This is a genomic window from Pseudoalteromonas sp. SG41-1, assembly GCF_014164575.1.
Classification (GTDB): Bacteria; Pseudomonadota; Gammaproteobacteria; order Enterobacterales; family Alteromonadaceae; genus Pseudoalteromonas; species Pseudoalteromonas rhizosphaerae.
Genome location: NZ_JACJFL010000047.1, coordinates 1 through 26,744 on the forward strand (window position 1 = coordinate 1; position 26,744 = coordinate 26,744).

The following is a 26,744-nucleotide window of genomic DNA, read 5'->3' on the forward strand; positions in this document are numbered from 1 at the left end:
TATATATTTTTTATATATATTCTATTGACATTGTTTAAACTTGTAATAACTTAAAGTCATTAAAGATTAATGTAGGGGAACACAACATGAAATATAACATGCCAGATGAAGAAATTATAAAATACATCTCAAAAAATATAGATAAAATAATGAAGCGTCAAGAAGATATTATAAAAAGAAAAGAACAAGACGATCAAATCTTAGAACAAATTCAAAAAGATATTAAAGAAATAAAAGAAGAATTACACGGTAAAAAAGATGAAAGTGAGTACATAACACTACCAGATTTTTTAGAGATAAGTAATGAATAATAATAGTTTGTTTATCTATCTACTATGAATTTGATAAAGAAATAAAAACATATTGGGGAGAAAAGGTATGACATTTTTTATAATAGCAGGTATCGCATTATTGTTTACAGACATTTACGTAGTCAAAAAATTAAAGCGAACTATAAACGATTTACACAATAAACTTACATCTATAGATAACAGAAATGATGAAACATTAAAGGTTGTTTTTGATAAAAGACAAGAGATTGACAAGTTTATAGAAGAGTTAGGCGATTGTGAAGAAGCAAGAGTATTAAAAGAAATTGTGGAAGAACAAGATAAAAAAATTATAGAGGTTAATCAATTCTACAACTAAGTAGTATTGGTAATATAAGGAGTTAAAAATCATGGATGATACCATAAGCACATATGTATTTTTTACTTTTATATTTATTTTTAGTGTCTTGATAGCTTATTACCAAGTAAGAAAACATAAAGTAAAAATGTGTGAAGATCTAATGTTAAAAGAAAATCATAATATTGATAAGTGTCAACTCATTTACTACGGTAAAAAGCGTAATATAAAAATTTATGACACATTAACAAAGCATAAATTTGTTGTTTATGTATCACTTAATTCACCTTATTCAAACACAAGAACAGTAAAAGCCGCATTCAATGCAAATATAAAGTATATAAAAAATCATAGAGTAAGCGAAGCTAAAAGTGTGGTAATGGTATTTGGAAATATATTTATAATAGAAACAAAAGAGCAAAACAAAAGGGAGAAAAAACATGTTAAATCTAAATAATATAGGAGCGATAAAGCACCAGATAAAAAATAAACCAGTTAAAATTTCATTCTCATGGACTAAGTTTGGTTGTGAAACTGATAGTGAAATGTTTAATGGTATCGCTAAAAAGCTTAAAGAAGTTTTAGGTGATTATAACAAGACTAAGATACCGCAAAGCGTTTACGTTCACGAAACTATTCAACGTTATATGAATAATGTTGAGTTTAGTTTCTCCACTACACCTGATAAGGCTGGACATGTTGAGTTTAAGAACTTACAGCAAGGAAACAGTGATATATCAGTCGCTTTAAATAAAGTATCTACTGAATATGTTAAAGAAGCCTTAATGACTTTACTTATGTTAATGGCATTGAAGAAGAGTGATTTTTTAGATTGTATCTACATTGCATTTGAAGAAAAAAAGATTTCAATAAGTGAGTTTGTCGCAACAAGTGAAGAGGACAAACTATCAACATACAGATTTGGAAAAGTACGTAAGCAAGAGCTTATCAAGTCAATCGTTGACAATAATGTAAGCATAAATATTAAAATTATGAAGTTGATCTACTCACCACATAACTTCAATAAGTACTTTACTGAATTTCTTACCAAGTACGAAGCGGAACACTGGATCGATACATTATTATCTTCCGACAATGATGATGTTGATATTGTATTTGACTGTAAGAACAAAACAATCAATTTCCAGTCTATGAGCGACCCAACGGTAAACTTAACCATAGAATTAAATAGAGCCTATAAGAAAACTGTTAAAGAGTGTGTGCTTTATATGCTGAACAAATTTAATAAACGTGAAATGTTAGAGCAGGCTTTATATATAAGTGGTGTAAAACTTTGTGAGCTAACTGACAAAGAAGCTTTTGGTAAAAAGCTTCAAAAAAATATAATAAAAGATGATGAAATGAAACCAAAAACTGTTAATACAGCGAAGGAAAAGGTTGATGTTGAGAAAATAGTAGAGCCTATCGAGCGACAGGACGCTACATTAGTAGATCACTATGAACTTATCAATTTAGAAAGTATAAAGAATAAGTACCACGCAGAAGAGTTAGAGATTAAGGAAAAAAGATTAGCAATCGAGAAACGTATTTTAACTCTTAGATACAAGTACAACAGCCAAAATAATAACAATCAACCATTACAGGGAGTGTAGACATGGAAAGATATAGACAAACAATAATGCGTATTAAAGCGATATACGAAGAGAAAGAAAAAGAGATGGAAATCGAGATAGAACGATTAAATAATTTAATAAAGGTTAGCCCACACCCAAAGCTTATCGCTACAAGAGATGAATTAGTGGAGTGTTTAAAGAACGTTAGGGAGGACTTAGGTAAATGAATATTTATACACCCAATGGCACATCACATGTGCCTGTAAAGTATATTGATAGAGAAGTATTCAATGAGAAAATAAACACCAGCGATAAGGAATTTACGCAAGCTAAAATGTTTTTTTCTCAAACTGATATGAATGATATGCTCTTTGAAATAGGTTTTCAAATGACTGACAAAGTGATAAATAACTTTGTTGAAAGCTATGATAACAAGAACAATGAATATAAAAAGAAAGGTATTAATACAATAGGCAGGTTATGTGATACTTCAATCAGTGCTGATAAAGAAGAGTATAACCCCGACCAGATAAAAACAGTATTCAACCTTACATTACAAGAAAAATGATTAACGAGTTAACTTGCTCGTTGTCTTTTTCTTCTTCAATTTTTGAGAACTCGAACCTGTTTTGTGATAGTCAGTATCTACAAGCAGGTTTCTAAGATTATCAATATCACCATCACTAAATGTACTCAATTCACCGATTAAGGTTTTGATAATCTCATTACTTATATCAGGACTTTTCAAGCATACTTCTACAATTACGTTAGCAAATTCCTTATAGAAAGCGTCAGGCAACTCTTTGTATTCACTCTCACTTATATACAAGTTAGGAAGTGAACTTTTAATATGTTTACTTGTAATAGAACGTCCTAACTCAACTTTTAGATCTTCCATTGTGTTTATGTATCGAGCAAAATCAAGTGTTTTAGCGTTGTGATATGACACACCTTCAATGAAGCTTAACACAATATTTTTCATCTTATGTATTGTGATTTGGTTGTCCTGAAAGAACGTTTTTAAGTATGAGCGCCAGTTTACCATCAACTGTTTTTTGACAATATTCTTAATACTACTGAGAACACTATGCGATAAAATGTAATCGCTTAATTCATCTCTTGCCCTCATTTTCTTTTCGTCAAATTCGTTAATCTTAATCTCTTTTACCAGTGTTGATTTATCTTTATCAGTATCGGTATTGAAGCAAACTTGATTGTTTAGGAATACATCGGAAGGGAGATACTTATTGAAGTGTGAGGTTATATCTGTTTTGTTTTTTGTATCAAAAATCTTAGTCGCAAATATATATGATTGTTCGAAATCACTAACCTTACCTTTCAATACAGTTTCAATAACAACAAAGTTGCCATATTTAAAATTATTCATTTCATTGCTTTTATAAAATGTGTAATTATTCATATATCTCTCTTTTTCTGTTGTTTCCATTATCTAATATATTTTTTGTATAACAATAGCCTAATTAGCTGAAATTAAAAAACGCAATATATAATGGTTTTTTATTAATAGTATATTGAATAAATATATATTTATAATATGTTATTTAGAAGGAGTACAATATAAAGGGAGATTACATGGGAAACTTATTACTACAATTAAACAAATATGACTTAACACAACCAGAAAAAAAACAAGGTGTTTGCGATCATTGCGGCATAGATACAGTAGGGCATGAGAAGTATTACAACGATAAACACTGTTGTAATTTATGCTTTTACACACAAAATATTGACCTATTATTCACACCAAACAAAGGAAAAATAATCTTATGCTATGAGATATCACAGCAAGAAATTTTTGATATACAACGTATTTACTGGAAGCTAAAAGATACAGTTGTTAGTGATGATATAGAACATAATGAGATTATAGATACCTTCGAAATTGTCTATAAAGAGTTAGAAAGAAGAAGTTTACAGACTGATAAATTATTTTCAAAAGGTGCTTCTGATGTTGATTATTTTATTGAATATCTAAGCAAGGGTAATACTAATATTGATAAAAATATAGGTTATCTACGATGGCTACCTGATAGATCTTTTTTTGAAAGTGATATTGCTTACTGGAATAAAACAATCTTCAAAGACATTTTACCTTCTAATTTTGAGACACATTTGTCAAAAATAAATAAAGGTGAGGTGTAATTATGAGTAAAATTATATCTATATCGAGTGTTGATGATATCAAAAGTAATGAATGGACTCTTTACACTGATAAAAAATTAGAGTTAGGTAGTTATAGTAAAGAACATTTATTAATATTGCGTTATGAAAAAGGTGCTTACATTGAAAGCAACGAATTATTATTTGTTATTACATATTGTAAAGGTGATAACAGTAACGCAATGGCATTATCACGTATCAATAAATTCTGTAATAACAACCACCTAACACTTCAAATAGCCAAGACTACAAACGCATTTTTAATCAATGAAATAAGAGAAGAGTGGAAACGTAAAACGACACAAGACGTTATTACAGAAACTTCAACAAATGAGATTAAGAAGGCAGAAGAGATCATTGAAAAAGCATTAAGGCTTAACGCATCCGATATACATATTGAGAAGCGTGAAGACAATGCTAAAGCAAAAATTCGTTATCGTGTTAACGGTTTGTTGATGACTTACGATTATATGTACGGACATGAAGCAAGTAAAATGGCACGTATCTTCTATCAAGTCTTTCCAGCGAAAGGCGGTGAAAGTGGTAAGACATTTGACGAAAAAAGCAACCTGAATGGTTTGTTTGATAGAGAGATTAACGGCAAAAGAGTAAGGGTAAGAATATCGGTATTACACGCTTCACCTAATGGTTTTGACATGGTACTACGTCTATTACCATACCAAGCTGACGGTAGTTATCAAGAGCTAAAAGACTTAGGTTATTCAAAAAGCGACACCAGCAACATAAAATTTATGTTAGGTAAAAGTGTCGGCTTAACTGTTATAGCAGGTACAACAGGTTCGGGTAAATCAACCACTCTTAAAAACTTAATTATTAAATACATACGTGATAGCCAAGGTAATATAAAAGCAATCACCATTGAAGATCCACCTGAGTACTACATACCAAACGCAACACAAGTACCAGTAAACAGAGAAAATTCAAAAGACGAGGGTAGAACAGAATTTGCGTCAGCTATTCGACAAGCAATGCGATCTGACCCTAATCTAATGATGATAGGTGAGATACGAGATGGGTTAACCGCAAAAGTAACGGTTGAAGCAGCACAGACAGGACATAAGGTATTAACTACCATTCACGCAGCATCAGCATTTGGTATTTTAGATCGTTTGATTGACTTAGGTGTATCACAGCAAGTACTTTCTTCACCTAACTTTATATCAGGATTAATCTATCAAAAGTTATTACCTGTTCTATGCGAACATTGCTCTACGAAAATAGAGGATGGCGTAATACCTACACGTATTAACTATGAATATATCTTAAATGATAGATATACAACCTATGAGGTTGATCCTGAAATTGTTATGGAAATTAAATCAAAGAATGATCATGATAATGAAACCTTGCTTGACGAATTAATTAAAAGAAAGCTACTAAAAGCTTACCAAGCAGACGAAATCATACGACTACACCGTAGCCTTAACAATGAAGAAATCAATAATGAATTACTTGAAAGATTAAAAGCTAAGTACCCTGATAATTTAGATAAAATAAGATTTAAGGGTAAAGGTTGTAAGCATTGTCGAAGTGGTATTGTAGGTAGAACGGTAGTTGCTGAAACGGTTAGACCTGATATAGAAATGTATTTGTTGTTGAGTAAAGATAAGAAACTTGAAGCAATGAAATACTGGAGAGAAAAGTTAAATGGTATAACAGTACAGAAAGACGCTGAGGAACGTATGCTCGAAGGGCTTGTAGACCCGTTTGACCTTGAAGCTGAATTGAGTTTAATAGGAAGTGAAGAATAAGAAATAAGGCTAACCAAGCCTTATTTTTTTATACTATTTATAAGTTTTACGAAGATATTTTTGTTAGCTTCCTCCTTCATTTTTTCGTGTTCTTCTTGCTCTTGATAATCATTAAAGAGCATATCAGTTACCATTATTTTATCAATCAACACAGTGCGCAATGTAAGAAAGTCATTATATTTCAAGTATTTATCAGGTAATGCATAACCACTTACAGTAGTACGTTCATTAAACAAGGAATTATCATTCAAAAAGGCATGGTGTATGAAGTAATACAACATACTTTCAAAAATATGTTTATCATTAATTATTTCATCGTTATCTTCAAAGTAAATCTCTTTCATAGCCGTAGAGAAGCACATTTGATTACCCACATCGACTAAATACCCTGTATATCTTAATGATTTTTTGATAAATTCCTTAACCAATAGATCAGAAGTATCAAAGCGAACAACAGAAAAAAAGTGAGCTACATTTTTATTGATACGATCTTTTTGTTGCCAAAAATCAAAGTTAAAGCTGTAAATATCATAACCATGACTAAGTGTGTTTTTAGGAAACAAGTTTAAAGCTTTATGATAGCCCACAATCTCATTAAATAATGGTTTTGTGATACCTATGGAATTGCTCTTAATTAATGTTAACTCTTTACATTGAGCTACTACGTGGCTCTTATCGCTATATCTAATACTGTTAAGCAATAAGGTATAGAGCAAGAAGGGTTTAATCTCATTGAAATCATGAGATGGTAGCAAGTATGTATCAGTAGTATCACATTGAATGACACCATTTATTAAATCAAAGTTATAAGCAACAGTCTCAATACCTATAAGTACAGGTTCACAGTCCATATCAAACAATGAAAAAAGCTTTTTAACATTAGGACAACCAGCATCATACAGAATAAAACCACTAAACAATCTACCAAAGTTAGCCGTAAAGTCTTCAAAATCTTGCTGTTGAATACAAAACATAACCAAATCAGTAAAACTATCAGGTATCTCTTTTGACGCTTGTTCATCAGGTTTGTCTTCTAATAATTCACCGTCAAATATAAAATCTATTTCGTCTAAATTGAAATCAAAGTTTAAGTTTCTAAGAATGAAATTACTAAATTCCACAATCTCTTTAACTAATAATTCATAAGTTCTTATCACTTTACTACTATTACTCCCATTAATAATGATAGTAAACATTTCATAGATGTTTATTTTGTCTAAAAAATACTGGCCGTAAATAATATGTATTTCATTGTCTAAATCTAAGTTTGATACATGCAACTCATAATCAAAACTTCTATATACATTTTCATAATGTTCATCAATGATTTTTTTAATAACTTTTGAATTGAATATTTTATCGTGGTTAATGCTGCAGTTTTTTAATGTAGTTTCTATATCTTTAATGGATCTTTTTTCTTCCATGATACTTTTCCTTATTATAATGTCTCCATTATTCAAAATATCATAAATTATAAAAAATCAAGTAGGTAATGTAAAAAAAAGAAAAACATCAGTACAAAGAGAGCATTAAAACTGATGATTTCCTTTCTTTTGGAAGATGAAAAAGTAAGCTAGGAGAAATTGCGTCATCTTCCTACTTTTAATATATTGTTATTTTTCATTTTGTCAATTATATAATGAAAAAAGTTATATTTTTTTCATATAAAATATTGATTAATTATTTGTTGATGTTACAACAGTATTATTAGATATTTACGGGGAGATAATGCTTTGGCTAAAAAAATAAGTATAGGTAAAGGTTGCGAAATAATTATCGGCTTATCTTGGGAAGAAAAGTTAAATGTTAAAACAAAAATAAAATCATTTGTAATAAAAGATATTAAAAAAGAAGCGGAGTCTAATAATTATTTCACACACACAAAATTACAAAATCAATCAATTAACTATGCATTTGTTAAGAATAATGTAGGCAACACTATTGTCGGTGCTAAGTGTCTTAGTGAAACCCTTGAAAACGCGATATTTATTTATGAATATCAGGAAAAAACAAGAACAGGACTAAAAGATAAGTGGTGGTTTTGTTCTATCATTGACCGTCATTCAATTGAAGAAGACTTAATTTTTGATGATTTCACCTTACTGTTAGAAAAAGTTAAAGAAAGTACATCTGTAATAAGCAAAAAGATTGTGGCGTTTGATAAAAATCTAACCATTAACTTATCAATTGATACTTATATAGATAGTAACTATTTCGATTATTTTGAAGGCAATGAAGATTATCAACTTCAACCTGTTAGACAACCATTATTATTGGGTTATCTTTTGGGTTGTTTAATCTGTATTTGTTTTTTAGGGTTTATCTTTTACTGGTATAGTAATAACGATGATGATACTCACCGAGATATTAAAAAAAAGGTTGTTTTATCACCATTAATGAAGATTGAAGGAGAGTTAAAAAACTACAAGAGTGAAGAGAAGCGTACAGGTAAAACCAAAAAAGACGTAGTAGAACAGGGTAAGAAAGAGTTTTTAAGAGAGTACTACTCTAACCTATATTCAACAAAAGAGATACACGACAACCTTACTGCGTTGTTTGATCTTCCTTTCTTTATATATGACTGGAAACTGTCAAAAATTATATTCAAAAGTGAAGGTAATCAGCCAAATGAAACTATGTTCTATTTTATATTTCAACGCTTACCAGAAAGCACAGGAACATATCAAGACGTTATTAATACACTGGAAGTGATTGAAGAGAATATCGGTATAGATATTCAACCATTAGGCTTTGGGAGTGATAAAGGAGATTTTTATATATTCCAAGCTAACTTTGATATAGAAAGTAAAAAAAAACAGTTATTAAAATATTCTCAATACACTGACTTTGCTTCATTAAGAGATATCGAAGTTGCAAAGCAAGCTGAAATTGTTGCTAACTATAAGAATAATATTTATTCGTTGATTGAAGATAGTAATAAATTAACAAAGTTAGAGTTACTAGGTAGTAAAGAGCAAGACAAGATTAAGAAACTTATTGATATTGAAGTTCTGCGTCTTCAACTTAAATACAGTGATATTTTAAGTTTAGCTAAAACACAAGCTGAACCTATCAAAATCAATAATGAGTTTACAGACAACTCAACTTCGCAATATATCTTATTAAAACAACAAGATTATTTATATAATTGGTCGTTACCAAAACTATCAAGAACTTACCCTGATTGGAAAAGATTTGTGAAAGAAAATAGTGATAAAAAGGGTAAAAAATTTGTTGATAAAGAAATATATGCTGAATTTGTAAGAGAATATGATTTTGAAGTTATGTCAGTAAAAGATTTGTCGGAAAATTTTGTATCAATGCTTTCTGTAATGCGACTTATGAATGAGCCAAGTATTCAAATAAAACAGGTTGAATACAACATTCAAGAAGGAACATGGGCAATTAAAGCAAGTTTTTACGAAAGACAAAATTAGAGAAAAAATAGGGAGAAAAAATATGAAAAAACTACTAACAACATTATTAGCATTAGCCACTATAACAACAGCACAGTCAAAAGAATGTGCTATCTATACCAAAGATCACCAAATCAAGGACACACCAGATACGTTGTTTCACTTACCTTTTGATAAGTATGGCGCTTACACTATTACAGAAGACGAATATAACAATATTTGTTTTGGTAAGGAGTTTTGTAAAGTGGACTACACGTACTATGGTAAGTACCAAATGGATCTTGATACCATTCACCAACAAAAAGAGGGTGAAGCTGATTTTCAAGTTATACCTCGTTATTCACGCTGGTCTAAAAAGAACTCTATTGACTTGATTGAAGGTGATACGGTTAAAGGTTTTTATATTAACAACAGAATGAAGTTTTGTACTGATACAACTCCTTACATTATCTATGTAGTCTATGAAGCACCTGAAAATAATATCAAGGTTATTGAGAAACATGTTGATAGTGATAAAGAGAATATGACTGATATTTAAGGGGAGTATGTTGAAGATAAGGCGCAATAAGCGCCTTTTTTAATGATTAAAATTATCTATTTGTATACCATTATCGCTAATGGTCGCACCCACCAAACGCTTACAACCACCTTGTGAGTATTCAATTAAAGCGTCCGACACATAGCCAAATATTGTTATTTGCTTGAAGCGCTTTTCAAGAAAGGCAAATTGCGCGTTAAGCCATAGTTGAATGAAACAAGCCTTAGTCATGTCCTTATCTCTATCATTTATTAAGATAATCAAATGATCTTCCTTTGGCATACCAAGTTTAGGCAAGAGCATAGAGCCAGTACCACAGCAGAAATCGGAAATTAAATTTTCTTCTTTCCATTCCCTATTAGCATTCAATAACTCATTAACCATTTTAGATAAATCTGGTGGTGTCATACATTGCCCTTGAAACGACTTATCAAAGAATGAAAATTCCGTCATTATCTCACCTAAAACGTCAGTGTTTTTGCGCTCAACGATTAACTTTTCAAGGAAATAAGTAAACCATTGAAGGGTGTATGAGTACACTTGATCGCCTTCTTTGAAAGGTCTACGAGTAAGATAGCAAAATGTTAGGTCTATCATTTTTTCAAACATTTGAAATCCACGAAGATTGAATTGATCGGCTTGATGCTTTATCAACTTAATCATTCCCTTTTTAGGGCAACACTCTTTCATTTCGCGCATATCTTTCATTGCGCTTTTGTATTCTTGATCCGTGTATTCGCTTAAAGGCTTGTTAATTAACTCTCTTGATAACATACAACCCCCTTAATACGCTGCTACTGAGCGTTTAATGGCAAGGCAATCAATCGCAGGGTGTTTCTGTAAAATACGATTGTAAGTACGCTCATGGCACTTCTTGAAAGCACTAACTAAATTGCCGCAAGAGAAGAGGTGATACAGTGATTGTTTATCATTGTTATGAAAAGCATTACTGATACGAGAAAAGATACTAAATTGTTGTGAAGGTGAGCCTTGTATAGCAATAAACTCTAATATGTTTTCTGGTATAAATAAATCAGGGGCGTTGTTAAGGTTTTGTTGTGTGTATTTCTTTAAATGCTTAAACCATTTTTCGTTGTACCAATAATATATGGCATGCTCTAAATGATCTTTTTTTGAAAAGTCTAAAATATAGCTATCGCTATGAAGTTTTAAGTCTTTTTCATTCATTGTTGTTCTCCTATATTTGTTTTTATATTTCTACCTTTAAAATAAAATATATGTTTATTATATATAAATAATATAAATAGTCAATTTATTTTTATTATACGTGTTGACTAAAGAATATAATTATTATATATTAATTCTCGCAGTTGATTATTGTTTCCCTTTATATTTTTTTAATCAATTCGCACATCCTTGTTATAAAGTCCTTTACGGCGCTCCCTAGCCACTAAATTAATTTTTAGTGGCTTTTTTATATGTCAAGTATTGAATTAAAAATATCTCATGCTATGGATGTATCTATACACAAGGAGATAACAAGAATGGAGTGTTTAGATACTACCCAACTACTTTATACAGAAAGTTTTAAAGACAACCTATACAGCAACAATATTGAAGCAGCCTTATTTGATTATATGTCGATAAACGATCCTTCAATTTTTGACATAAACGCTATTGAGTTAGGTTTAAAGCAATGGCAAAAACACAGAGATCCACATTTCTTTCGCTATTTCAGCGTCATAAAATCATTAGGCGCACCTGTTAACAGTTATACATTAGTCAATATCGACAAGTTTTATGAAATATTCCCTGTTATTTATCAAGAAATATGTTTTTCTACGACAGTAAGTTATGAAGCACTTGTTGATAATTCACCCGATAACGCAATGATTATGAATGATAAGGACAAAAATTTATATACACCTACATTACTTGATATTTTATTTATAAAAGGAAGAAGTGATTTAGCTGAAAGATTAATTATAAACTACATTCATCCGAGAGAAGGTGAAGATAGATGGTTTTCAAAAACTAATAATAATTCAATCTACTTTATCTATCATTTACTCATGTCTCAACGTCTACTGTATACCAGTGAATATGATTACTTAATAAAGATAATTGATTACTTATCGTCAATATACAGCATAGAGTTAAGCGAAAAAGATTATAAGAAAGTGATCTATTCCTTCACATATCAAACACTATGTGTTGAAGAGATAGACGATAAAAAGCTTAAGCTATTATCTTATATTCAAGATATAGATCAGGACACGATCTTAAAAGATGTTGAAGAAGCAGAAAGAAATATTTAAATTTCCCTTTGACTATAGAAAAACATGAAACTATGCTGATGTTTTTTTAGTGAGGGCAATATGACAAATTATAATGTTTTAGAGTTATTCAATAAGGCTTTGGACTTCGATGACACCGAAGCTGCTATTGAATTGTTTATTGTATTGTCAAACAAGCATTGCCTTTATTCACCATTCCCTAGACTATGTAATTATTATAAAGATACCAAAAGTCCCGTAGTATTCTCAATTGTTGATAAGTTAATAGATATAGTGCCTGATTTAATAAAAGAACAAATGTTTAGACTTAAAAATGGTGAGACTTTTTTAGCCTTTGCTAATCAGTATGTAAGATTTGACTTAAAGGAAGTCGATCAAGACGGTAATACACTAATACATAATATTTGTAAGTTTAAGCACTTAGAAGAAGTGTATGTTTTTCTTACCTGTTTTCCAGAGTACATCGATTTATTAAACATCCAGAATAATAAGGGGTATACGCCTGTAATGGAAGCTATGACTGATATTGGTCAAGGGTTTAGTAAGTGTGTTGTAGATTATGCCAAAGTGTTGTTAGCATTTACAGAAGTCGAGTTATCAAAAGAGATAAAAGACAGGTTTAGCATTGATACAATCAATCAAATAGTCGAATGTAAATTATTTGAGTTTTTTGAAGAAGATATTCATACCCACGATCTACGTAAATCATTTTACAAGACCTATTCACCATTCATCATACTGTTAAGCAAGATATTAGATACCAGTCCTTTCATAATTAAGCAAAAAATAGATAAAGAATTAATAAATTTTATTTAAAAAACCCCTTAAAGATAACCAATCAAACATTAAGGGGGAGGAATAGCGCATTAAACGGCATAGCCAAGCGCTTATATTATGAAAATTAAATTTTAAAACATATTTCTATTTTACCACTTTTTTAATTTAATCAATCCATCAATGCTGCTTTTTACACTATCATTTAAAAAGATCATTATTTAATAATCTATTTTTTATAACCATCAAACTGTAAATGAATATTTTTACATCTAAAGGTTATAAAAACATTAAAATAACAAGTTGATGAATTGAAAATAATAATCCATGATGATGTTGAAGTATTAAAAAATATAAATATTTAATTTATTAACTTATATGGAGTGTTAAACAATGAAAAATATATTTGTTTTTTCATTTATATTATTACTAACCGCATGTGGAGGTGGTGGCGATAGCAGCAGTAATACACCTACAACACCAACGCAACCTACTAATAACGCACCTACGCTGACTGTTAATCCAAATAGCTTAGAAATGGACGAGAACACAAGTAGGGAAGTGAGTTTGTCATACAGCGATACAGACGGTGATAACGTAAGCATTACCATTGAAGAAAGCTTTAATTACCTAAGTACCAATGTATCAGGCAATACTTTAACCATTACAGCAGGTGAAGTATCAGCCAATCAACAAACGAGCATTACCGTTGTTGCCAGTGATGGCAAAACAAGTACGCGCAGAACAGTACAAGTCAAAGTTAATGACACAGTAATAGTCGGTGATAATTCAGCACCCGTAATTACTATGGACGTTAATAGCTTTGAAGTAATGGTAGGGCAAGACCTTGGGTTTATTACTTACTCAATTATCGATCCTGACGGTGATGAAGTCTTATTTGAAACACTTGAATATAACAATACGGCAGGTATCGAAGTAAAGCCATATAACGGGTATTTCGATGTAAAAGGACTAACTGAAGGTGAAAACAGAGTGTCTTTCTCTATGGAAGATAGTTTTGGCAATCGAAGTGAAGACTATGTATTTACTGTTAATGTAATTACAGAAGATCAAGAAGACGAAAACAATCACGCACCTGTATTAACTTTTACCGGTGATACTTTCGCAGATATCTATGCGAATGAAGAAGTATATCGAGTGTTTAATATTACTGACGAAGACGGTAATGAAGACTTTTGGTGCTCGTTAGAGCTTGATGAAGCTACTAACTTACCTGAAAATTTTCAGTATGAGATTGATTGTGCTAACCGCTGGTTAAAACTAAAAACAGGCGATATTAACCGAGATGGTTTTATTTCTTTCAATATCAAAGTCAATGACGGTAAGTTTGACAGTAATACAGCATATGTCGGTGGCGCTTTTGTAGAAGATAACGCTGATCGTGCTGAAATCATTATGGACTATGAAAAACCGTTTTTTAGAATTTCAAAAAATGAAACCAAAGTACTTCCATATTCCATTGAAGACGATAAGCCAGAAGGGGTGATATTCGAGCGTATTGAATACTGGTATGGCGATACTAATGAAGTGTTTGTATCACACGAAGACGGACAATTCGTTATAGAAACTAATGACAATGCTTCATTTGGTGAAAGTTATGGTTATGCTCTACTGTTCTTAGACGGTAATCAACCTATCACAGTTAACTTCGAAATATTGATTGTCTCTGATCCCAACACAGAAGCAAACCAAGCCGCTTTAAAAGTAAAACAGAAGTATGAAAACTCATTAACTCAAACACGAGAATTTAATGCTCTTGGTTATTTCTACACTGATTACCTTTTCAATGTAAGCAAGATTACCGCAACGGAAAAAGAAGCCTTTGACAACAAAATTTATGCTGATAATCGCAGTGCTTACGGGTTAATTGAAACATATTTATATACGCTTCAAAGCGACATTGATAATAATGTTTTTAATGAAAATCCAGAACACTTAAATGCTTATATTGCCATTTTTAACAATCAGTTTATGCCTGAAATGTCTAATTCAGGTAGAAGCATAACACCGTTAATTAATGAGTTAGCAGCATTAGACGAAAACCTATTTGAAGTCCAGTTTACCAGTGATTTTGTGTGGCTTGATGAATACGAGATCCATTCAAGTAAGTTTATCGGCAATACCACCTATGGCGAGTTCAACAGTGATAAGTGGCAATACAGTGAAGAATACCGACTGTTAAGAGCCATAACCACAAAGACTAACCATACACATATTGTTGAATAACAAAATTCTCTTGGAGTAATAGAAATGAAAAAGTTAATTATCGCTATATTTACCGCAATGATCACCCTTACTGCTATCGCTCAAACTACGACAGACTTTGATGCGAGAGACATTATTATGGAGAAAAAAGAACACGGTTTAGTGTTTCAAGTTATCGTGAAATTTACTAACCCAACTCACCATAAACAGTTAAAACGTATTCCTGAATATGAGAAAGAATTAACAGGTGAAGAAACAAATTGGGAAATGTTTAAGCGTGAAGAGTATAAACGTCATAGATACTATAACGAAATGTGGTCTTCTCAGTTCTTAGAGCGCTTGAATGAAGATTTAGGTGTTAAGGTTAAACATTTACGTACAATGAGCTTAGGTAATGACTTGCTTGAAATTACTACTCAAAAAAGCCTTGATGAAACAATGGAAGAGTTAAGCGCACATTACGAGATTAGTAAAGCCGCTTTGAATGGAGCAGTAAAGGTAAAAAAGTCTTTTACTATGAGTGCGAATGGTGCGACTTGGGATGGGAATTACTACAACGATCCTCTGTATTCGACTCAAAACTACTTCGGTTCACAGGAAGAAAACGCAGCTAATGGTAATTTTGAAGCCTTTAAGCAAAATATTGAAAACAATTTAGGTAGAAAATTGCGTATCGGTATTGCTGATAGCGGTAGTTCTAATCACGAAGATTTGAGTGATAACGGTGGTTATAGCTTCTTAACCAGTGATGTTTTTGAAAATGGCTTAGTAGACGTAGAACGTAAAGCTGACTATATCGACAATAACGTTGATCCCGATACAGGAACTATCTATGTTAACGGACATGGTACAGCTGTAGCTTCAACCATTGCGGCACATACTGATAATGGTTTAGGTATGACAGGCTTATTAAACAGTGAAGATATAGAGGTTTTTCACGCGAAAGTATGTGGTTATCAGGGTTGTCCTGATAGTGATACCATTGACGCTATTGTATGGTTGTCAGGTGGAGAAGTCGTAGGTGTACCTGATCTTGACAGTCCTGTTGATATTATCAATCTAAGTCTTGGTGGTTATAACCCTGCTGGTTGTACGGGGTTCTATCAAGAAGCTATCGACTTTGCGGTAGAGCAGGGGGTAGTAGTGGTTGTCGCGGCAGGTAATGACAATACTAATGCCAGTGGTGTTAGCCCTGCAGGGTGTAAAGGTACAATTACCGTAGCTTCATTAGACAATTTGAAAGGTGATCGATCAGACTTTTCAAACTATGGAAACACTACGGTTGATATCGCGGTAGCAGGTAGCAACATAACGGCTCTTAAACCTGATATGACAAACGCTAATAACCTTTCAAGTGATTATCATATTGTATCAGGTACATCATTTGCCGCACCATTAGTATCAGCAGTTATTGGTGGTCTAAAAATGAAATACCCTGATTTAACACCAATTCAAATTGAGCGCATTTTAGAAGCAAATTCTAATAGTATTGATTTTGATATTAGAGGAAATGTATCGGAATGTTTTGAGTTAGGTTGTGGAGCAGGGAGTACAGATGCTTATGCCGCTCTAACAAGTATTGAAAACCTATTCACGGTTAATCGTTCAAAGGTTAATCATGTGTATGAAGGTAATACTGATAATCGTTATCTTGAAGGTATGAATAACATTGTACCTGTCTGTGAGTTGTATAAATCACAATTTGGCTCAATCGGTGCTGCTTTTGATGGAATTGAATACAACATTTACACCTATTCAGGCACAGGTGGTATCACAGAAGCCAATGCCACTCTAATTAATACAGTAAATGATCCAGTAGTGGTGATTAACAGCCCTGATAGACTTGCCTATCAAGCTTGTCAAAATGGTAGTTGTGGTGAGGTCTTCGAAATGGAGAAAGACACGACTAAGCCAGCTTTTTGTAATTAAGAAAACAAAAAAGGAAGGTTAGTGCCTTCCTTTCTTTTTTAATGAAGATTAAGCCCCAATTTAAAAAGATTACTTGCTGTATATTTGATACACGGATCAAATTGATAGTTAGGTTTAAAAACTATATCACCTTGTTCTATTGCTTTTCTCATTAAGCTATCAAAGAGTGTAGGGTTATCATTTAATACTTCGCCCATAGGTTCACCATTCATATCAACACACTCATGAATAACAATCGTGTCTTTACTACTCTCTATTTGATCGTTAGGTAGTATCAATAAGGGCTTTTCAGCCGCTATTGAATACACATTTGAAAGCAAAGCATATACAAGCTCACAAGACGCTATATGCTCGAATAGATTGAGTTGTTTAAGATTGTCCTTAAACACTAAATATCGTAGCACTTCATACTCTTTATTTGATCTTATAAGCTCTCTCAGCTTCATAAGATAGTTGTTTAGTATAAAGCTATAATAATCAGTGTCAGCCGATATCTCGCTTGTCTTGGTAAGTACCGTTGATAAAGTATCAGCGTGGGTAATTTCATAAACAGAATATTTCATTTGAAATCCCCTTATGCCGCTAATTCTTTAACGTATTTTACTTCTTCAAACTCTTCATTAACTTTGTAAAGGAAGATCTCACACTGTTCTGTTCTAAAACCAAACTCTTTTAAGTTTTCTAAAATGAAATGCTTAAAGGTCGGATCTAATACTGAAATATATTTAGATATGTCTATTTTGTCGTTGAAATAGAAAAATTTAAGTATATTAAAAATATGATTAAAGCAATTAGCTACATTGTTCATATCACAATCAGGCACAGGGAACAGCATACTTTGGTATTCGCTCTCTTCTGGAAGGCTATCTATGATTGCTTTTGTATTCGATACAATTGCTAACTCACCTTTAATAAAGCTGTATACGGCTGATATTGCGGCAGTTGAGATCAAAGCATTGCGACTTTGATAAGCAGCGTTTAAAAATAGACATGAAGCTTTTAAATGGTATTCATTCTTATAGCTTGAAAGATTATTTTGTAGATACGTTGTATTGTATTTCTCAATACGATCAAATTTTATTGTTTTGTTATCTCTATGGATCACCTTTTTTAAATATAGTTTCATAATTTAATACCCCTTTGAAAAGTAATTTTTATTTCATTAAAACTCCTGCGTTTTAATTGGTTAAGTCATTATTGACGGTGATTAAGATATCAATAAAAAAATATATTGTCAATATATAAAATATATGTTAGACACTAAAAAGATCTAAGATCTGGCTACACCCATCTATATACATGGCTTTCGATAAAAATAATATTTTAAATTATTTTTAAATAGTTTTAATTCCAAGCATATTTCGATGTAAATATGTCATTAAATAAGAGAAAATTATAACAGTAAATGGGGTAATTATAAGACTATCAACAATACCAGCACCACCGATACCAGTATGTGAAAAGTTCTCAAAGTTATAACGTTGTAGGACAATATAAATATCAGCTAGATAAAGCGTAAAGAAAGTGTTTATAAATAATATCTGTCTATTATGCTTTTGTTTTGATTTTAAAAAGAAGTAAATTATCGCATAGAAGCAGACAGCATGACCACTATGATACAGTGTATCGCCAATATAGATTTCTTTTGTAAAACTGAAATAAAGTGTTAGTGGAACACTTATAGCGAGTAGAATTAAGTTTTCTTTTGAAAAATAACTTTTTTTATCTACGAAAATGAAAAGAATGATTGAAATAAGTAACGGTACAAAAAAACCAATGTAAGCACTTCCAAAGCCAACAACTTGAGCGTAAAATTCCCACATAAATATATATCTCCCTTATATGAATTAAGGTAATATAATTAATGGCTTAGTCAATGATGAAGCAAAAAAAAACACCCCGTAAAGAGGTGTTATAGTTTATAAAGAAAAAATAGGTATCAATGATTAGAATAACATAAATAATCATTGATAATATCAATATATAATAAGTTTATTTTAAATCAATAGTTTTTAATTTTTTTTGGAAATGGAATGATTGTCAATTCATTACTTTAAAATATTTTTAAATTTATAAATTTTTCTATTTTATGTTTGTAATTTTCGTGTTCACCTTCGTCAATTTCATTCTTTAAGAAGTTTTCTACACTATTTAATTTGTATTTTCTAAAATCAAATACACCATTCGTAATAATATCTCTTTGAGAAACAATTAAACCATTAAAAAAGTAATGGTGTTTAATTTCTTCTATATCAGTATTGCCATCGTCTATGGCATTACCGTACATTTTAACACTTTGCGACAACAGGTGCTTTTTATTCGACTTTACAAATCTATCTAAAAACTCACACTCTTCACTGATCTTTTTCATAGTGTATGCGACCACCACGCTACCATAACCCATTAAACCATCCCTATATTCACATGATTTCTTTCAATTTTCCAGTTCGCAATTAGTTGTTTTTTCTTAAGTTCTTTTAAAGACGCTTCAATTTTCGATAAGGTGGTAATACCCTTAAAGTCATTTAGGCATATTGCTCTATTCTCAATATGATTACGCTTTGGTAGGTTATTCAGTAAAATACCGCTAACAGGCTTAGTTAACCCTTGAAAATCTTTGTAATTTCTTAATGTTAGGTTGTTATTAAAAATCTCTTTCACATAACTGTTAAAGGTAATGTGTATCTCACCTACTGCCATAACGTGTCTTTGACAATGCTTTGTAAAGTTTAAGGTATAGTCCAATAAGCGAAACCTGATTTGCTTGTTAAACTTCTTGTCTTTCGCCACAAAAATCACCTGACTTAGTTTTTCAAGCTTACTCATCAGCGTCTTCTTGAAACCTGCTACGTCCTTATAGCCTAAATCATTCATAGCGGTTTTGAAGTCCAGTTTTAGATCAGGTTGTTTAAAAGATAAGAAGTAGTTTAGGAACATTTGATCTTGTATCGCGTCAAGTTGATAGGTGTAAACCTTAAAATCATAACTATTACAACTCAGGTCAATACGCTCTTTCTCATTTGTATTGCGTTTTGCTTTCACAGGCTTGAATACCTGATTATCATTTAAGAAACGGTGTAATAGGGCTTTACCGTGTTTAACATTTCCAATTTCTTTAACCAAAACCTTAGACAAGCCCGATGTTATGTTTTTGCCATATAAAGACGCATAAACAGTAAACAGGTTTTTTATATTCTCATAAGAAGAAATAGGGTATATCTCTGTTGATCCTTCATTGCTAAACGTCCAGTTAGTCGCAATCTTTTGTAAGCGTTGATTGATTAACAGGTTATGTATGGCTTGCTCTGCTTCGTAAGCGGTATTTAAGTCATCAAATTCAATCACAAAGCTTTCTTTATTTAAGATCTGAGAATAGATGTTTTGTAAGGTTCTAATACGTTTGTAAATCTCAGTACTAATACCTACTTTCACCATACCATTTGCCATTTTGAAACAATATAAATACGTCTTCACAGTGCCACCTTCTTAGGTTTATAAATGATATAGCTATCTTTCCTATCATACTTACCACTTACTATAAGCCCTTTCTCTACAAGCTCATTTAAGCCTTGTAAAACACAACTGAAACGTTTTTGTAGTGTGGGTTTGTTGCTAAACTTTTGAAGCAATAAGTCTTTATCAATAGTGTTCTCTACTTGGTGAAAAGAATAGATAACGGGGTAAATCGTCCTTGCGTAAAGCGACAAGTCTTTTAAGTACATTTCTTCAACTAAGTGAGTATTGATACGTAAGTTATTTAAGTTTTCGAAAATCGGGTTTAACTTAACGCATACACGATCAGCCTTCACCTGATAGCTCAATAACTGAAACTTAGTATCTTCCATATCACATAGGTAATTTACGTCTACCACTTGTGTAGAAAGCTTTTCAATGCTCTTTAAAACAATTTTTTTAGCAATAGAGCCTTTTGAGCGTGAAGTAATGTTGAAGTAGTCAGCAAATTCACGGAAAACAACGTCCACCTTTAAACTTTTGTGAGACAAAATATACTGAAACAATGAATAGTCATGGTATGTATCTAACATAGCGCCTTTAACCTTAACATGGTATTTCGAACGGCTATATGACAACTCTCTATTGTTAGGTGCTTTACCGTAAACGTGTTGAAAAAATGTTGATCTATGAAACAAGTTAAACAGCATTCTTTGTTCTACATTTGAGAAGTTAACATTCTCAGCAAAGTATTGTTTAAAGCCTTGTTTAATCTTGATATGGCTATGATTTACATAAGTGTTAAGCAATTCCATTATGATTGACTTGTAGCTTTCAGGTACACCTTTGTTTGTTTTTATAGGTGATAAGAAAGTATCAAATGATTTTTCTAATGTTTGTGCGTGTCTTGCGTCTTTAACACGGCAACCTGTATTAAAGTTTATATAATAAGAGTGTTGAAAATCGCAATCGTTATATTCTTTTAATAACGCTTTGGTAATCTTATAAAGATTTGTTGTATTTCCGTATAAGTAGTGGTTGTTAATTTTTGCTATGTAAAAAGTATGTTTCATTCATAATGTTTTTTGTTCCTATATTAAAATATAGCATTTAATTGTGAGTTGTAAATAGTTATAAAGACTTTTCAATGATTTTTAAAATATATTTCATTATATATTGCGTTTTTTATAAATCTTTGTTTTTATATTTTTTAAAATATATGCCGCCATATATTTAAAGATTTATAATTTAAAAGATATATTTCTTTTAATATTATCTAAACGCCTTTTAGCCAACGCTACTTTGAGTGGGTTTATTTCTACCAATGTATCAACTACCATAAAGTAATTACCAGCGTTATCACTAGCACAACAACTATTTGAGTTATTACAGGTATTGATATGAGTAGGAGCTACATTCAGTTTTTGATTAACAATAAGACAAACCTTATGATTATTAACAGGGGTAGTATACAGATTATTTTCCTTATCATAACCCCAACCACTATCAGCATAATCGTGAAAACTACCAGAATTAATCAATTTAACTTCAACAACTTTCAACTCAGCTTCTAAATTGTTTTCGTAATCATCTTGAATAAAGGTTTCATACATTGATAGAGGAACATAAACAAACAAAACACCAATAAAGAACATGGCAGGTACAAATGTAAATTCTAAGTACTTTTCACCTTCTTCAAATACTAAGTTATAAATTTTCTTTAAATTTTTTTTTACGGTATTATCTTTACGCCTATCATTAATAATATTGTTGTAAATTGCGCTCATTTTTTCCTTTTCTCCCTTTCCCTTATATATTTAAAAATAATATATTTTTATTATAAGTCAAATGTTTAGTTGCTTTTTGATGTAGACAACTCGATAAATGATGATATAATTTTAATTGTGACATATTAATCTTTATTCTTTTATGTTATTTTTGGACTTCCTTTGTGGCTATTTTTGTAGCCACTTTTTTAATTCTTAAATATTATTCCATTATAATCACAAACAATTAAACCAATCGCAGATCCAATACCATCTTCTCTACCACCTGTACCAGTTATACCTTCACCTGATAGATACATGTAAACTTCCCACTCTCTATCATTTTTATGTACGGCATGAGCCGCTAATACTTGATTATCACCTAACGCTTCACTATATGTTTTAGCGAATACAGGTTGTATAAATAATCTTGAATGGTTATAACCTTCATTATTCAATGCTTTGGTTAGAGCATCCGTACCAGCATAACGATCAGGGTTATTTCTCACAAAATCTAAACAATCAGGCTTTGCCACAACACTATTGATACCAGCTTCAATATTGACAGTAGAGTGATATGAGATTTTACCTTGTAATTGAGATAAGTGATCTAACTCAGCTTTGGTAATCAGTCTTAAATCTTCTTTATTAGACAATGTATTTAAACTATCAGGATCATAAACCTGCCCGTTGATACCGTGAGTAGTGGTATAAGCGTTATCAAGAATGACATCGCCATTTGTTCTTAGCTCAATATTGTCATTTGAAGTGATATTCACTTCACCATTTGAAGCACCAATATTTACGCCATTATCACCTTGAAGGTTAATCTCAGCATTAGGTGTTAAAATATCGAGGTTAAGACCATTACCTGTAAACATTTGAAAGTTAGCCGCTCGATTGAAAGTAAGATCATTAGTACCAAAGATTACGTCAGTACCATTAGACATATTAAATGAAGCAAAACCTTCAACCGTCATGTTGCCTTCAACACTTACGTCTTGTCTAAATAGCCCGTTTTCGTCTACTTCCAACGTGCCTAACACATGGGTATAACCATTACTATCAACCGTAAATTGTTGTGCTGAATTTTCGTCCATTACATTAATCAATACAGTAGGGTTAGTAAGTAAATCAGGAATAGCATCAACGCCTTTATCAGCCGTTTCCACTCTATTATCAAAAGCAGGGTTATGTTTTATTTGTAGGGCGTTAGAGAAGACTTCTTGTGCTATTACGTCTTTAATAAAAGCTTGTCCGATAAATGCTTGTTCGGTTGCTAACTGTATAATATCGCCATTTGTTAAAAGACCACATGGAGTAGTGTCAGTCGATCCGTCATTCACTTGACTTGGTAAATCAACTAAATGCCCTTCACTGTCAGCTTCATACACCTTACATAAGTGATTAAGATTTGTAGGGTTAGTAATCATATAATTTGTGGAATATTGATTATCTAACACCGCTTCAACCAGTGGACTATCATTACCACCTGATACACCACAATCGACTTCTTTTGCCGTCCAGATTGATACGTCAGTGCCTTCACTGAACACACCTAACTCAATGGCAGTTTTGTCAGGGTTTTGCCACCAGATACATTTTTGAGCGTTAGCACCTTCACTAAATGAGATACCAGCCAACATAGAGTTATTACCATTAATCTCTAAATATTGACCGTTATTAGAACCTTGAAGATCCAGTGAAATGATAAGGCTACATTCATTGCCAGCCACCAATTCATTTAAGCATTCAATACTGTTTAATTGTGTATCGTCATAGGGATCTTCCAGCGTATTCATTACACCAGCATAAGCATTAGGTGAGCCTAAAATATCATTTGAAAAGTAATCATTAATTGTATTGATAAGTGTACCAATAGCACTGATACCTAACTCTTCACTATACAACTCACTTGTTGTTAAATTTGCGTATAGGTGAAATTTATCAACTTTTTCAGTTTGAGTATCTTTGGTTAATACCGCTTGGAAGTTTAAATCGAAAGGTACAAAATCTTTAAATAAAGAGCAGTTTACCAGAGCAGTTTTTTCGATAGGGTACTCATTACCCCCGTCCTTTGTTCCATCGTCATTTATAGCATTCCAGCTAGAAGCAACTAAACCACAATTGTTATTTCTACCTGTTAAGAATTGCCTGAATAATTTCCTGATTTCATTATTGTCAGTCCAGACAATTTCATTATCACCTTCGGGTGTCCTATCGCCATTTTCATCAAATAATACGAAGTCGCTACCATCATGACTTATTCGTTTTGATACTGCTAATGGAATAGTTGAAAGGCGTTTAGCAAACATTGAAACACGCTTATCAAACATGTAGTCATTGTAATAAGACAATAGTGAAGTCATAACAATTGCCATTAATGCTATGACAGCTAAGGCTTCAAGCAAAGTTAACCCTTTTTGATATTTTGAAAATAAATTTCCTTTCATATTCTAATCTCCCTAATGAAATCAAAATATCATATAAAAATCAACATTCAATATTATATATAAAATATATATGTCGTTTTAAAACTTCATCTTGACTTTAGGGGGGTTATAACTACGATGAGTTAAGGAGTATGAAATAAGTATCAAGCTTTAATTTATAGGAATTAAGATAATGAGTTTTTTAAATGATAAGAGTGAAAGTGATAAAGTATTTAACTATGTTGTTATAGTGTTTGTTATTTGGTTTGCTTTGACAAAAAACATAAACAATGCTGAAGGGCTTTTAGCGGTATTTTCATTTATCTTTTCTTACCTTCACACTATGTTTTACGGCATGAGTTCTTTAGTAAGGAAAGTACTGTTTTTTACTTTGTCTAACTTTATTTATAGAATGGCAATTATCAATGCTTATTATTATTTTACGCTGCACTATTGATGAATTAAAAAAATTATATATATTATTTATATGCACACTTGATGGAGGAAACATGACAGTTAAGGAAAAATTAAGTACAAGGTATGCGGTTATCAGCACCTTGCTTGATAAACAAAAGCCAGTGAAGAAGAGTGATTTAAAACTTTTTAGTTATTTATTAGAAAATAAAAATTATGCTCATATGACAGGTAGAATGTTTGAAATTAAGCAAAAGGACTTAGCTTGCGTGTTATACGAAAAACAACCAAACATATCAGCATCTATTAAACGCTTATGCGAAGCAGGTTTTTTGATAAGAGTAGATAAGAACAAATTTAGAATAGCAAAATGAAAGAAACCACATATATATGTGGTTTTCTTCTATCTAAGATTTTTACTACCAATATAGATATCACCTGTATTCATATTTGATAATATAACTTCACGAAAAGTGATAGTTTCAATTAATACTTTATCTTTAAATACTCTCACCATTTCACCTTCTTTAACGTCCTTTAATTTTTTCTCTTCACTTGTACCATTTTGATAAACAACGTTTAACGTGATATCGGCTGATTTCTTTATACCAAATATATATACACCGTCAATATCAACCGTGATTTCAAAGTCAGGTTGAGCTTTAATTTTGATAGCTTTGTTTGGCTTAGGGTTTTTAATAGCGCTTTGCCTTTTATACATACGCTTAACTCTCTCAAACTCTTCAGGTGATAACATTGCTTCTAATTGAGAAAGATCATCGTCTACCTGAATAGGTGAAACAGGTTCGTTAGGCAAAGCAACAACAGCAGTTTTTTTAGGTTTTGGTGCTTCTTTTATAACTTCAATTTGTGGCTTAGGTTTTGGCTCTTTACGTTCTTCAAATATAGGTATCATTTCTATTTGGTCTATGGTGTATGTCTCGACTGGAAACTTATTTTGGCTACCTTCACCGATAGTAGGTAATAAGTCAGTTTTCATTTTTTCTCTCTTTACCAAGTCATAATATGCTTTTTCATTACCAATATATTCAGGTGGTACATTATCAAGAATAAATTGTTCTTTTTTTATTTGTTTTTCAAGACTAAGAATACGTAATTTCTCTTCGGCAATTTTACTTTGTAAACCTAACTCAAATTCTTGTGTTCTCAATTCACTCTTTGGATCATTAACTTCTTTTTTATCAAAAGTATTGTCCTTAAATAAATCATTCGTTTGTGCGTAAGCATTATTTGTTAACAATAAAGCTGCTATCAATAACCTTTTCATAATTGTTCTCCCTTTATAAAATACTACTTCATTCAAGTTATATCAAAAAATATAAACGTCAATAATATATAAAAAATATATATAAAACATTGATTA

General features: G+C 31.5%; 29 protein-coding genes. 16 read left to right on the forward strand and 13 right to left on the reverse strand.

Annotated features, from left to right (window positions below; all coding sequences use genetic code 11):
• Nucleotides 1-86 precede the first annotated feature (86 nt).
• From H5203_RS18750 to H5203_RS18775, 6 genes are all read left to right on the forward strand, one after another.
• On the forward strand, nucleotides 87-311 hold the full coding sequence (locus H5203_RS18750) for a hypothetical protein (RefSeq protein WP_182820095.1): 225 nt from the start codon (nucleotides 87-89) through the stop codon (nucleotides 309-311).
• Nucleotides 312-378: 67 nt separating this feature from the next.
• Nucleotides 379-648 carry a hypothetical protein gene (locus H5203_RS18755; RefSeq protein WP_182820096.1) on the forward strand — a complete coding sequence of 90 codons (270 nt, stop codon included), beginning with the start codon at nucleotides 379-381 and terminating at the stop codon, nucleotides 646-648.
• A 31-nt stretch (nucleotides 649-679) separates the two neighbouring features.
• Nucleotides 680-1,084: a hypothetical protein gene (locus H5203_RS18760; protein ID WP_182820097.1), complete on the forward strand. Its 405-nt coding sequence runs from the start codon at nucleotides 680-682 to the stop codon at nucleotides 1,082-1,084.
• Complete coding sequence (locus tag H5203_RS18765; RefSeq protein WP_182820098.1) at nucleotides 1,068-2,240, forward strand: hypothetical protein; 1,173 nt, start codon at nucleotides 1,068-1,070, stop codon at nucleotides 2,238-2,240. Before H5203_RS18760 ends, H5203_RS18765 begins: the two co-directional genes overlap by 17 nt.
• A 2-nt stretch (nucleotides 2,241-2,242) precedes the next feature.
• A complete protein-coding gene (locus H5203_RS18770; protein ID WP_182820099.1) occupies nucleotides 2,243-2,428 on the forward strand; it encodes a hypothetical protein in 186 nt (61 codons plus the stop codon).
• Nucleotides 2,425-2,769, forward strand: a complete 345-nt coding sequence (locus H5203_RS18775) for a hypothetical protein (protein ID WP_182820100.1) — start codon at nucleotides 2,425-2,427, stop codon at nucleotides 2,767-2,769. The genes H5203_RS18770 and H5203_RS18775 overlap by 4 nt, the downstream gene beginning before the upstream one ends.
• On the opposite strand, the gene H5203_RS18780 is transcribed toward H5203_RS18775, so the two are convergent.
• Nucleotides 2,770-3,621 (reverse strand): hypothetical protein, encoded by an 852-nt coding sequence (locus H5203_RS18780; RefSeq protein ID WP_182820101.1) that lies wholly within the window; start codon nucleotides 3,619-3,621, stop codon nucleotides 2,770-2,772.
• Between the two features lie 173 nt (nucleotides 3,622-3,794).
• Between H5203_RS18780 and H5203_RS18785 the strand changes: the two genes are divergently transcribed.
• A complete protein-coding gene (locus H5203_RS18785) occupies nucleotides 3,795-4,364 on the forward strand; it encodes a hypothetical protein (protein ID WP_182820102.1) in 570 nt (189 codons plus the stop codon).
• Nucleotides 4,365-4,366: 2 nt separating this feature from the next.
• On the forward strand, nucleotides 4,367-6,154 hold the full coding sequence (locus tag H5203_RS18790; protein ID WP_182820103.1) for a GspE/PulE family protein: 1,788 nt from the start codon (nucleotides 4,367-4,369) through the stop codon (nucleotides 6,152-6,154).
• Between the two features lie 20 nt (nucleotides 6,155-6,174).
• Here the strand turns inward: H5203_RS18790 and H5203_RS18795 are convergent, their stop codons facing one another.
• The gene (locus H5203_RS18795) at nucleotides 6,175-7,578 is read right to left on the reverse strand and encodes a hypothetical protein (protein WP_182820104.1); all 1,404 of its coding nucleotides are present in this window, start codon (nucleotides 7,576-7,578) and stop codon (nucleotides 6,175-6,177) included.
• 309 nt (nucleotides 7,579-7,887) lie between these two features.
• Between H5203_RS18795 and H5203_RS18800 the strand changes: the two genes are divergently transcribed.
• Nucleotides 7,888-9,591: a hypothetical protein gene (locus tag H5203_RS18800; protein WP_182820105.1), complete on the forward strand. Its 1,704-nt coding sequence runs from the start codon at nucleotides 7,888-7,890 to the stop codon at nucleotides 9,589-9,591.
• Nucleotides 9,592-9,613: 22 nt separating this feature from the next.
• The gene (locus H5203_RS18805) at nucleotides 9,614-10,108 is read left to right on the forward strand and encodes a hypothetical protein (RefSeq protein ID WP_182820106.1); all 495 of its coding nucleotides are present in this window, start codon (nucleotides 9,614-9,616) and stop codon (nucleotides 10,106-10,108) included.
• 39 nt (nucleotides 10,109-10,147) lie between these two features.
• Here H5203_RS18805 and H5203_RS18810 read toward each other — a convergent pair whose 3' ends face one another.
• Nucleotides 10,148-10,882: an N-6 DNA methylase gene (locus tag H5203_RS18810; RefSeq protein ID WP_182820107.1), complete on the reverse strand. Its 735-nt coding sequence runs from the start codon at nucleotides 10,880-10,882 to the stop codon at nucleotides 10,148-10,150.
• A 9-nt stretch (nucleotides 10,883-10,891) separates the two neighbouring features.
• Nucleotides 10,892-11,296 (reverse strand): hypothetical protein, encoded by a 405-nt coding sequence (locus H5203_RS18815; RefSeq protein ID WP_182820108.1) that lies wholly within the window; start codon nucleotides 11,294-11,296, stop codon nucleotides 10,892-10,894.
• Between the two features lie 251 nt (nucleotides 11,297-11,547).
• Here H5203_RS18815 and H5203_RS18820 point away from each other — a divergent pair, with 251 nt between their 5' ends.
• The 4 genes from H5203_RS18820 to H5203_RS18835 all read left to right on the forward strand — a co-directional run bounded on the left by H5203_RS18820 (nucleotide 11,548) and on the right by H5203_RS18835 (nucleotide 17,295).
• On the forward strand, nucleotides 11,548-12,387 hold the full coding sequence (locus H5203_RS18820) for a hypothetical protein (protein WP_182820109.1): 840 nt from the start codon (nucleotides 11,548-11,550) through the stop codon (nucleotides 12,385-12,387).
• 60 nt (nucleotides 12,388-12,447) lie between these two features.
• Nucleotides 12,448-13,182 (forward strand): hypothetical protein, encoded by a 735-nt coding sequence (locus H5203_RS18825; protein ID WP_182820110.1) that lies wholly within the window; start codon nucleotides 12,448-12,450, stop codon nucleotides 13,180-13,182.
• A gap of 351 nt (nucleotides 13,183-13,533) precedes the next feature.
• Entirely contained in the window at nucleotides 13,534-15,387 is a 1,854-nt protein-coding gene (locus H5203_RS18830; RefSeq protein ID WP_182820111.1) for a hypothetical protein, read from the forward strand.
• 24 nt (nucleotides 15,388-15,411) lie between these two features.
• Nucleotides 15,412-17,295, forward strand: a complete 1,884-nt coding sequence (locus tag H5203_RS18835) for a S8 family serine peptidase (protein ID WP_182820112.1) — start codon at nucleotides 15,412-15,414, stop codon at nucleotides 17,293-17,295.
• Nucleotides 17,296-17,333: 38 nt separating this feature from the next.
• Here H5203_RS18835 and H5203_RS18840 read toward each other — a convergent pair whose 3' ends face one another.
• From H5203_RS18840 to H5203_RS18875, 8 genes are all read right to left on the reverse strand, one after another.
• Complete coding sequence (locus tag H5203_RS18840) at nucleotides 17,334-17,858, reverse strand: hypothetical protein (protein WP_182820113.1); 525 nt, start codon at nucleotides 17,856-17,858, stop codon at nucleotides 17,334-17,336.
• An 11-nt stretch (nucleotides 17,859-17,869) separates the two neighbouring features.
• On the reverse strand, nucleotides 17,870-18,421 hold the full coding sequence (locus H5203_RS18845; protein ID WP_182820114.1) for a hypothetical protein: 552 nt from the start codon (nucleotides 18,419-18,421) through the stop codon (nucleotides 17,870-17,872).
• Between the two features lie 208 nt (nucleotides 18,422-18,629).
• Complete coding sequence (locus tag H5203_RS18850) at nucleotides 18,630-19,118, reverse strand: hypothetical protein (protein WP_182820115.1); 489 nt, start codon at nucleotides 19,116-19,118, stop codon at nucleotides 18,630-18,632.
• A 230-nt stretch (nucleotides 19,119-19,348) separates the two neighbouring features.
• Nucleotides 19,349-19,699 (reverse strand): hypothetical protein, encoded by a 351-nt coding sequence (locus tag H5203_RS18855; RefSeq protein ID WP_182820116.1) that lies wholly within the window; start codon nucleotides 19,697-19,699, stop codon nucleotides 19,349-19,351.
• Nucleotides 19,699-20,769 carry a GIY-YIG nuclease family protein gene (locus tag H5203_RS18860; protein ID WP_182820117.1) on the reverse strand — a complete coding sequence of 357 codons (1,071 nt, stop codon included), beginning with the start codon at nucleotides 20,767-20,769 and terminating at the stop codon, nucleotides 19,699-19,701. The genes H5203_RS18855 and H5203_RS18860 overlap by 1 nt, the downstream gene beginning before the upstream one ends.
• Complete coding sequence (locus H5203_RS18865) at nucleotides 20,766-21,821, reverse strand: hypothetical protein (RefSeq protein WP_182820118.1); 1,056 nt, start codon at nucleotides 21,819-21,821, stop codon at nucleotides 20,766-20,768. The genes H5203_RS18860 and H5203_RS18865 overlap by 4 nt, the downstream gene beginning before the upstream one ends.
• 168 nt (nucleotides 21,822-21,989) lie before the next feature.
• Complete coding sequence (locus H5203_RS18870) at nucleotides 21,990-22,535, reverse strand: hypothetical protein (protein WP_182820119.1); 546 nt, start codon at nucleotides 22,533-22,535, stop codon at nucleotides 21,990-21,992.
• A 188-nt stretch (nucleotides 22,536-22,723) separates the two neighbouring features.
• Nucleotides 22,724-24,967 carry a type II secretion system protein gene (locus tag H5203_RS18875; protein WP_182820120.1) on the reverse strand — a complete coding sequence of 748 codons (2,244 nt, stop codon included), beginning with the start codon at nucleotides 24,965-24,967 and terminating at the stop codon, nucleotides 22,724-22,726.
• Between the two features lie 172 nt (nucleotides 24,968-25,139).
• Here H5203_RS18875 and H5203_RS18880 point away from each other — a divergent pair, with 172 nt between their 5' ends.
• Together H5203_RS18880 and H5203_RS18885 are read left to right on the forward strand one after the other, a co-directional pair.
• Nucleotides 25,140-25,403 (forward strand): hypothetical protein, encoded by a 264-nt coding sequence (locus tag H5203_RS18880; RefSeq protein WP_182820121.1) that lies wholly within the window; start codon nucleotides 25,140-25,142, stop codon nucleotides 25,401-25,403.
• A gap of 52 nt (nucleotides 25,404-25,455) precedes the next feature.
• Nucleotides 25,456-25,734 (forward strand): hypothetical protein, encoded by a 279-nt coding sequence (locus H5203_RS18885; RefSeq protein ID WP_182820122.1) that lies wholly within the window; start codon nucleotides 25,456-25,458, stop codon nucleotides 25,732-25,734.
• A gap of 29 nt (nucleotides 25,735-25,763) precedes the next feature.
• Here the strand turns inward: H5203_RS18885 and H5203_RS18890 are convergent, their stop codons facing one another.
• On the reverse strand, nucleotides 25,764-26,648 hold the full coding sequence (locus H5203_RS18890; protein ID WP_182820123.1) for a hypothetical protein: 885 nt from the start codon (nucleotides 26,646-26,648) through the stop codon (nucleotides 25,764-25,766).
• Between the last annotated feature and the right edge of the window lie 96 nt (nucleotides 26,649-26,744).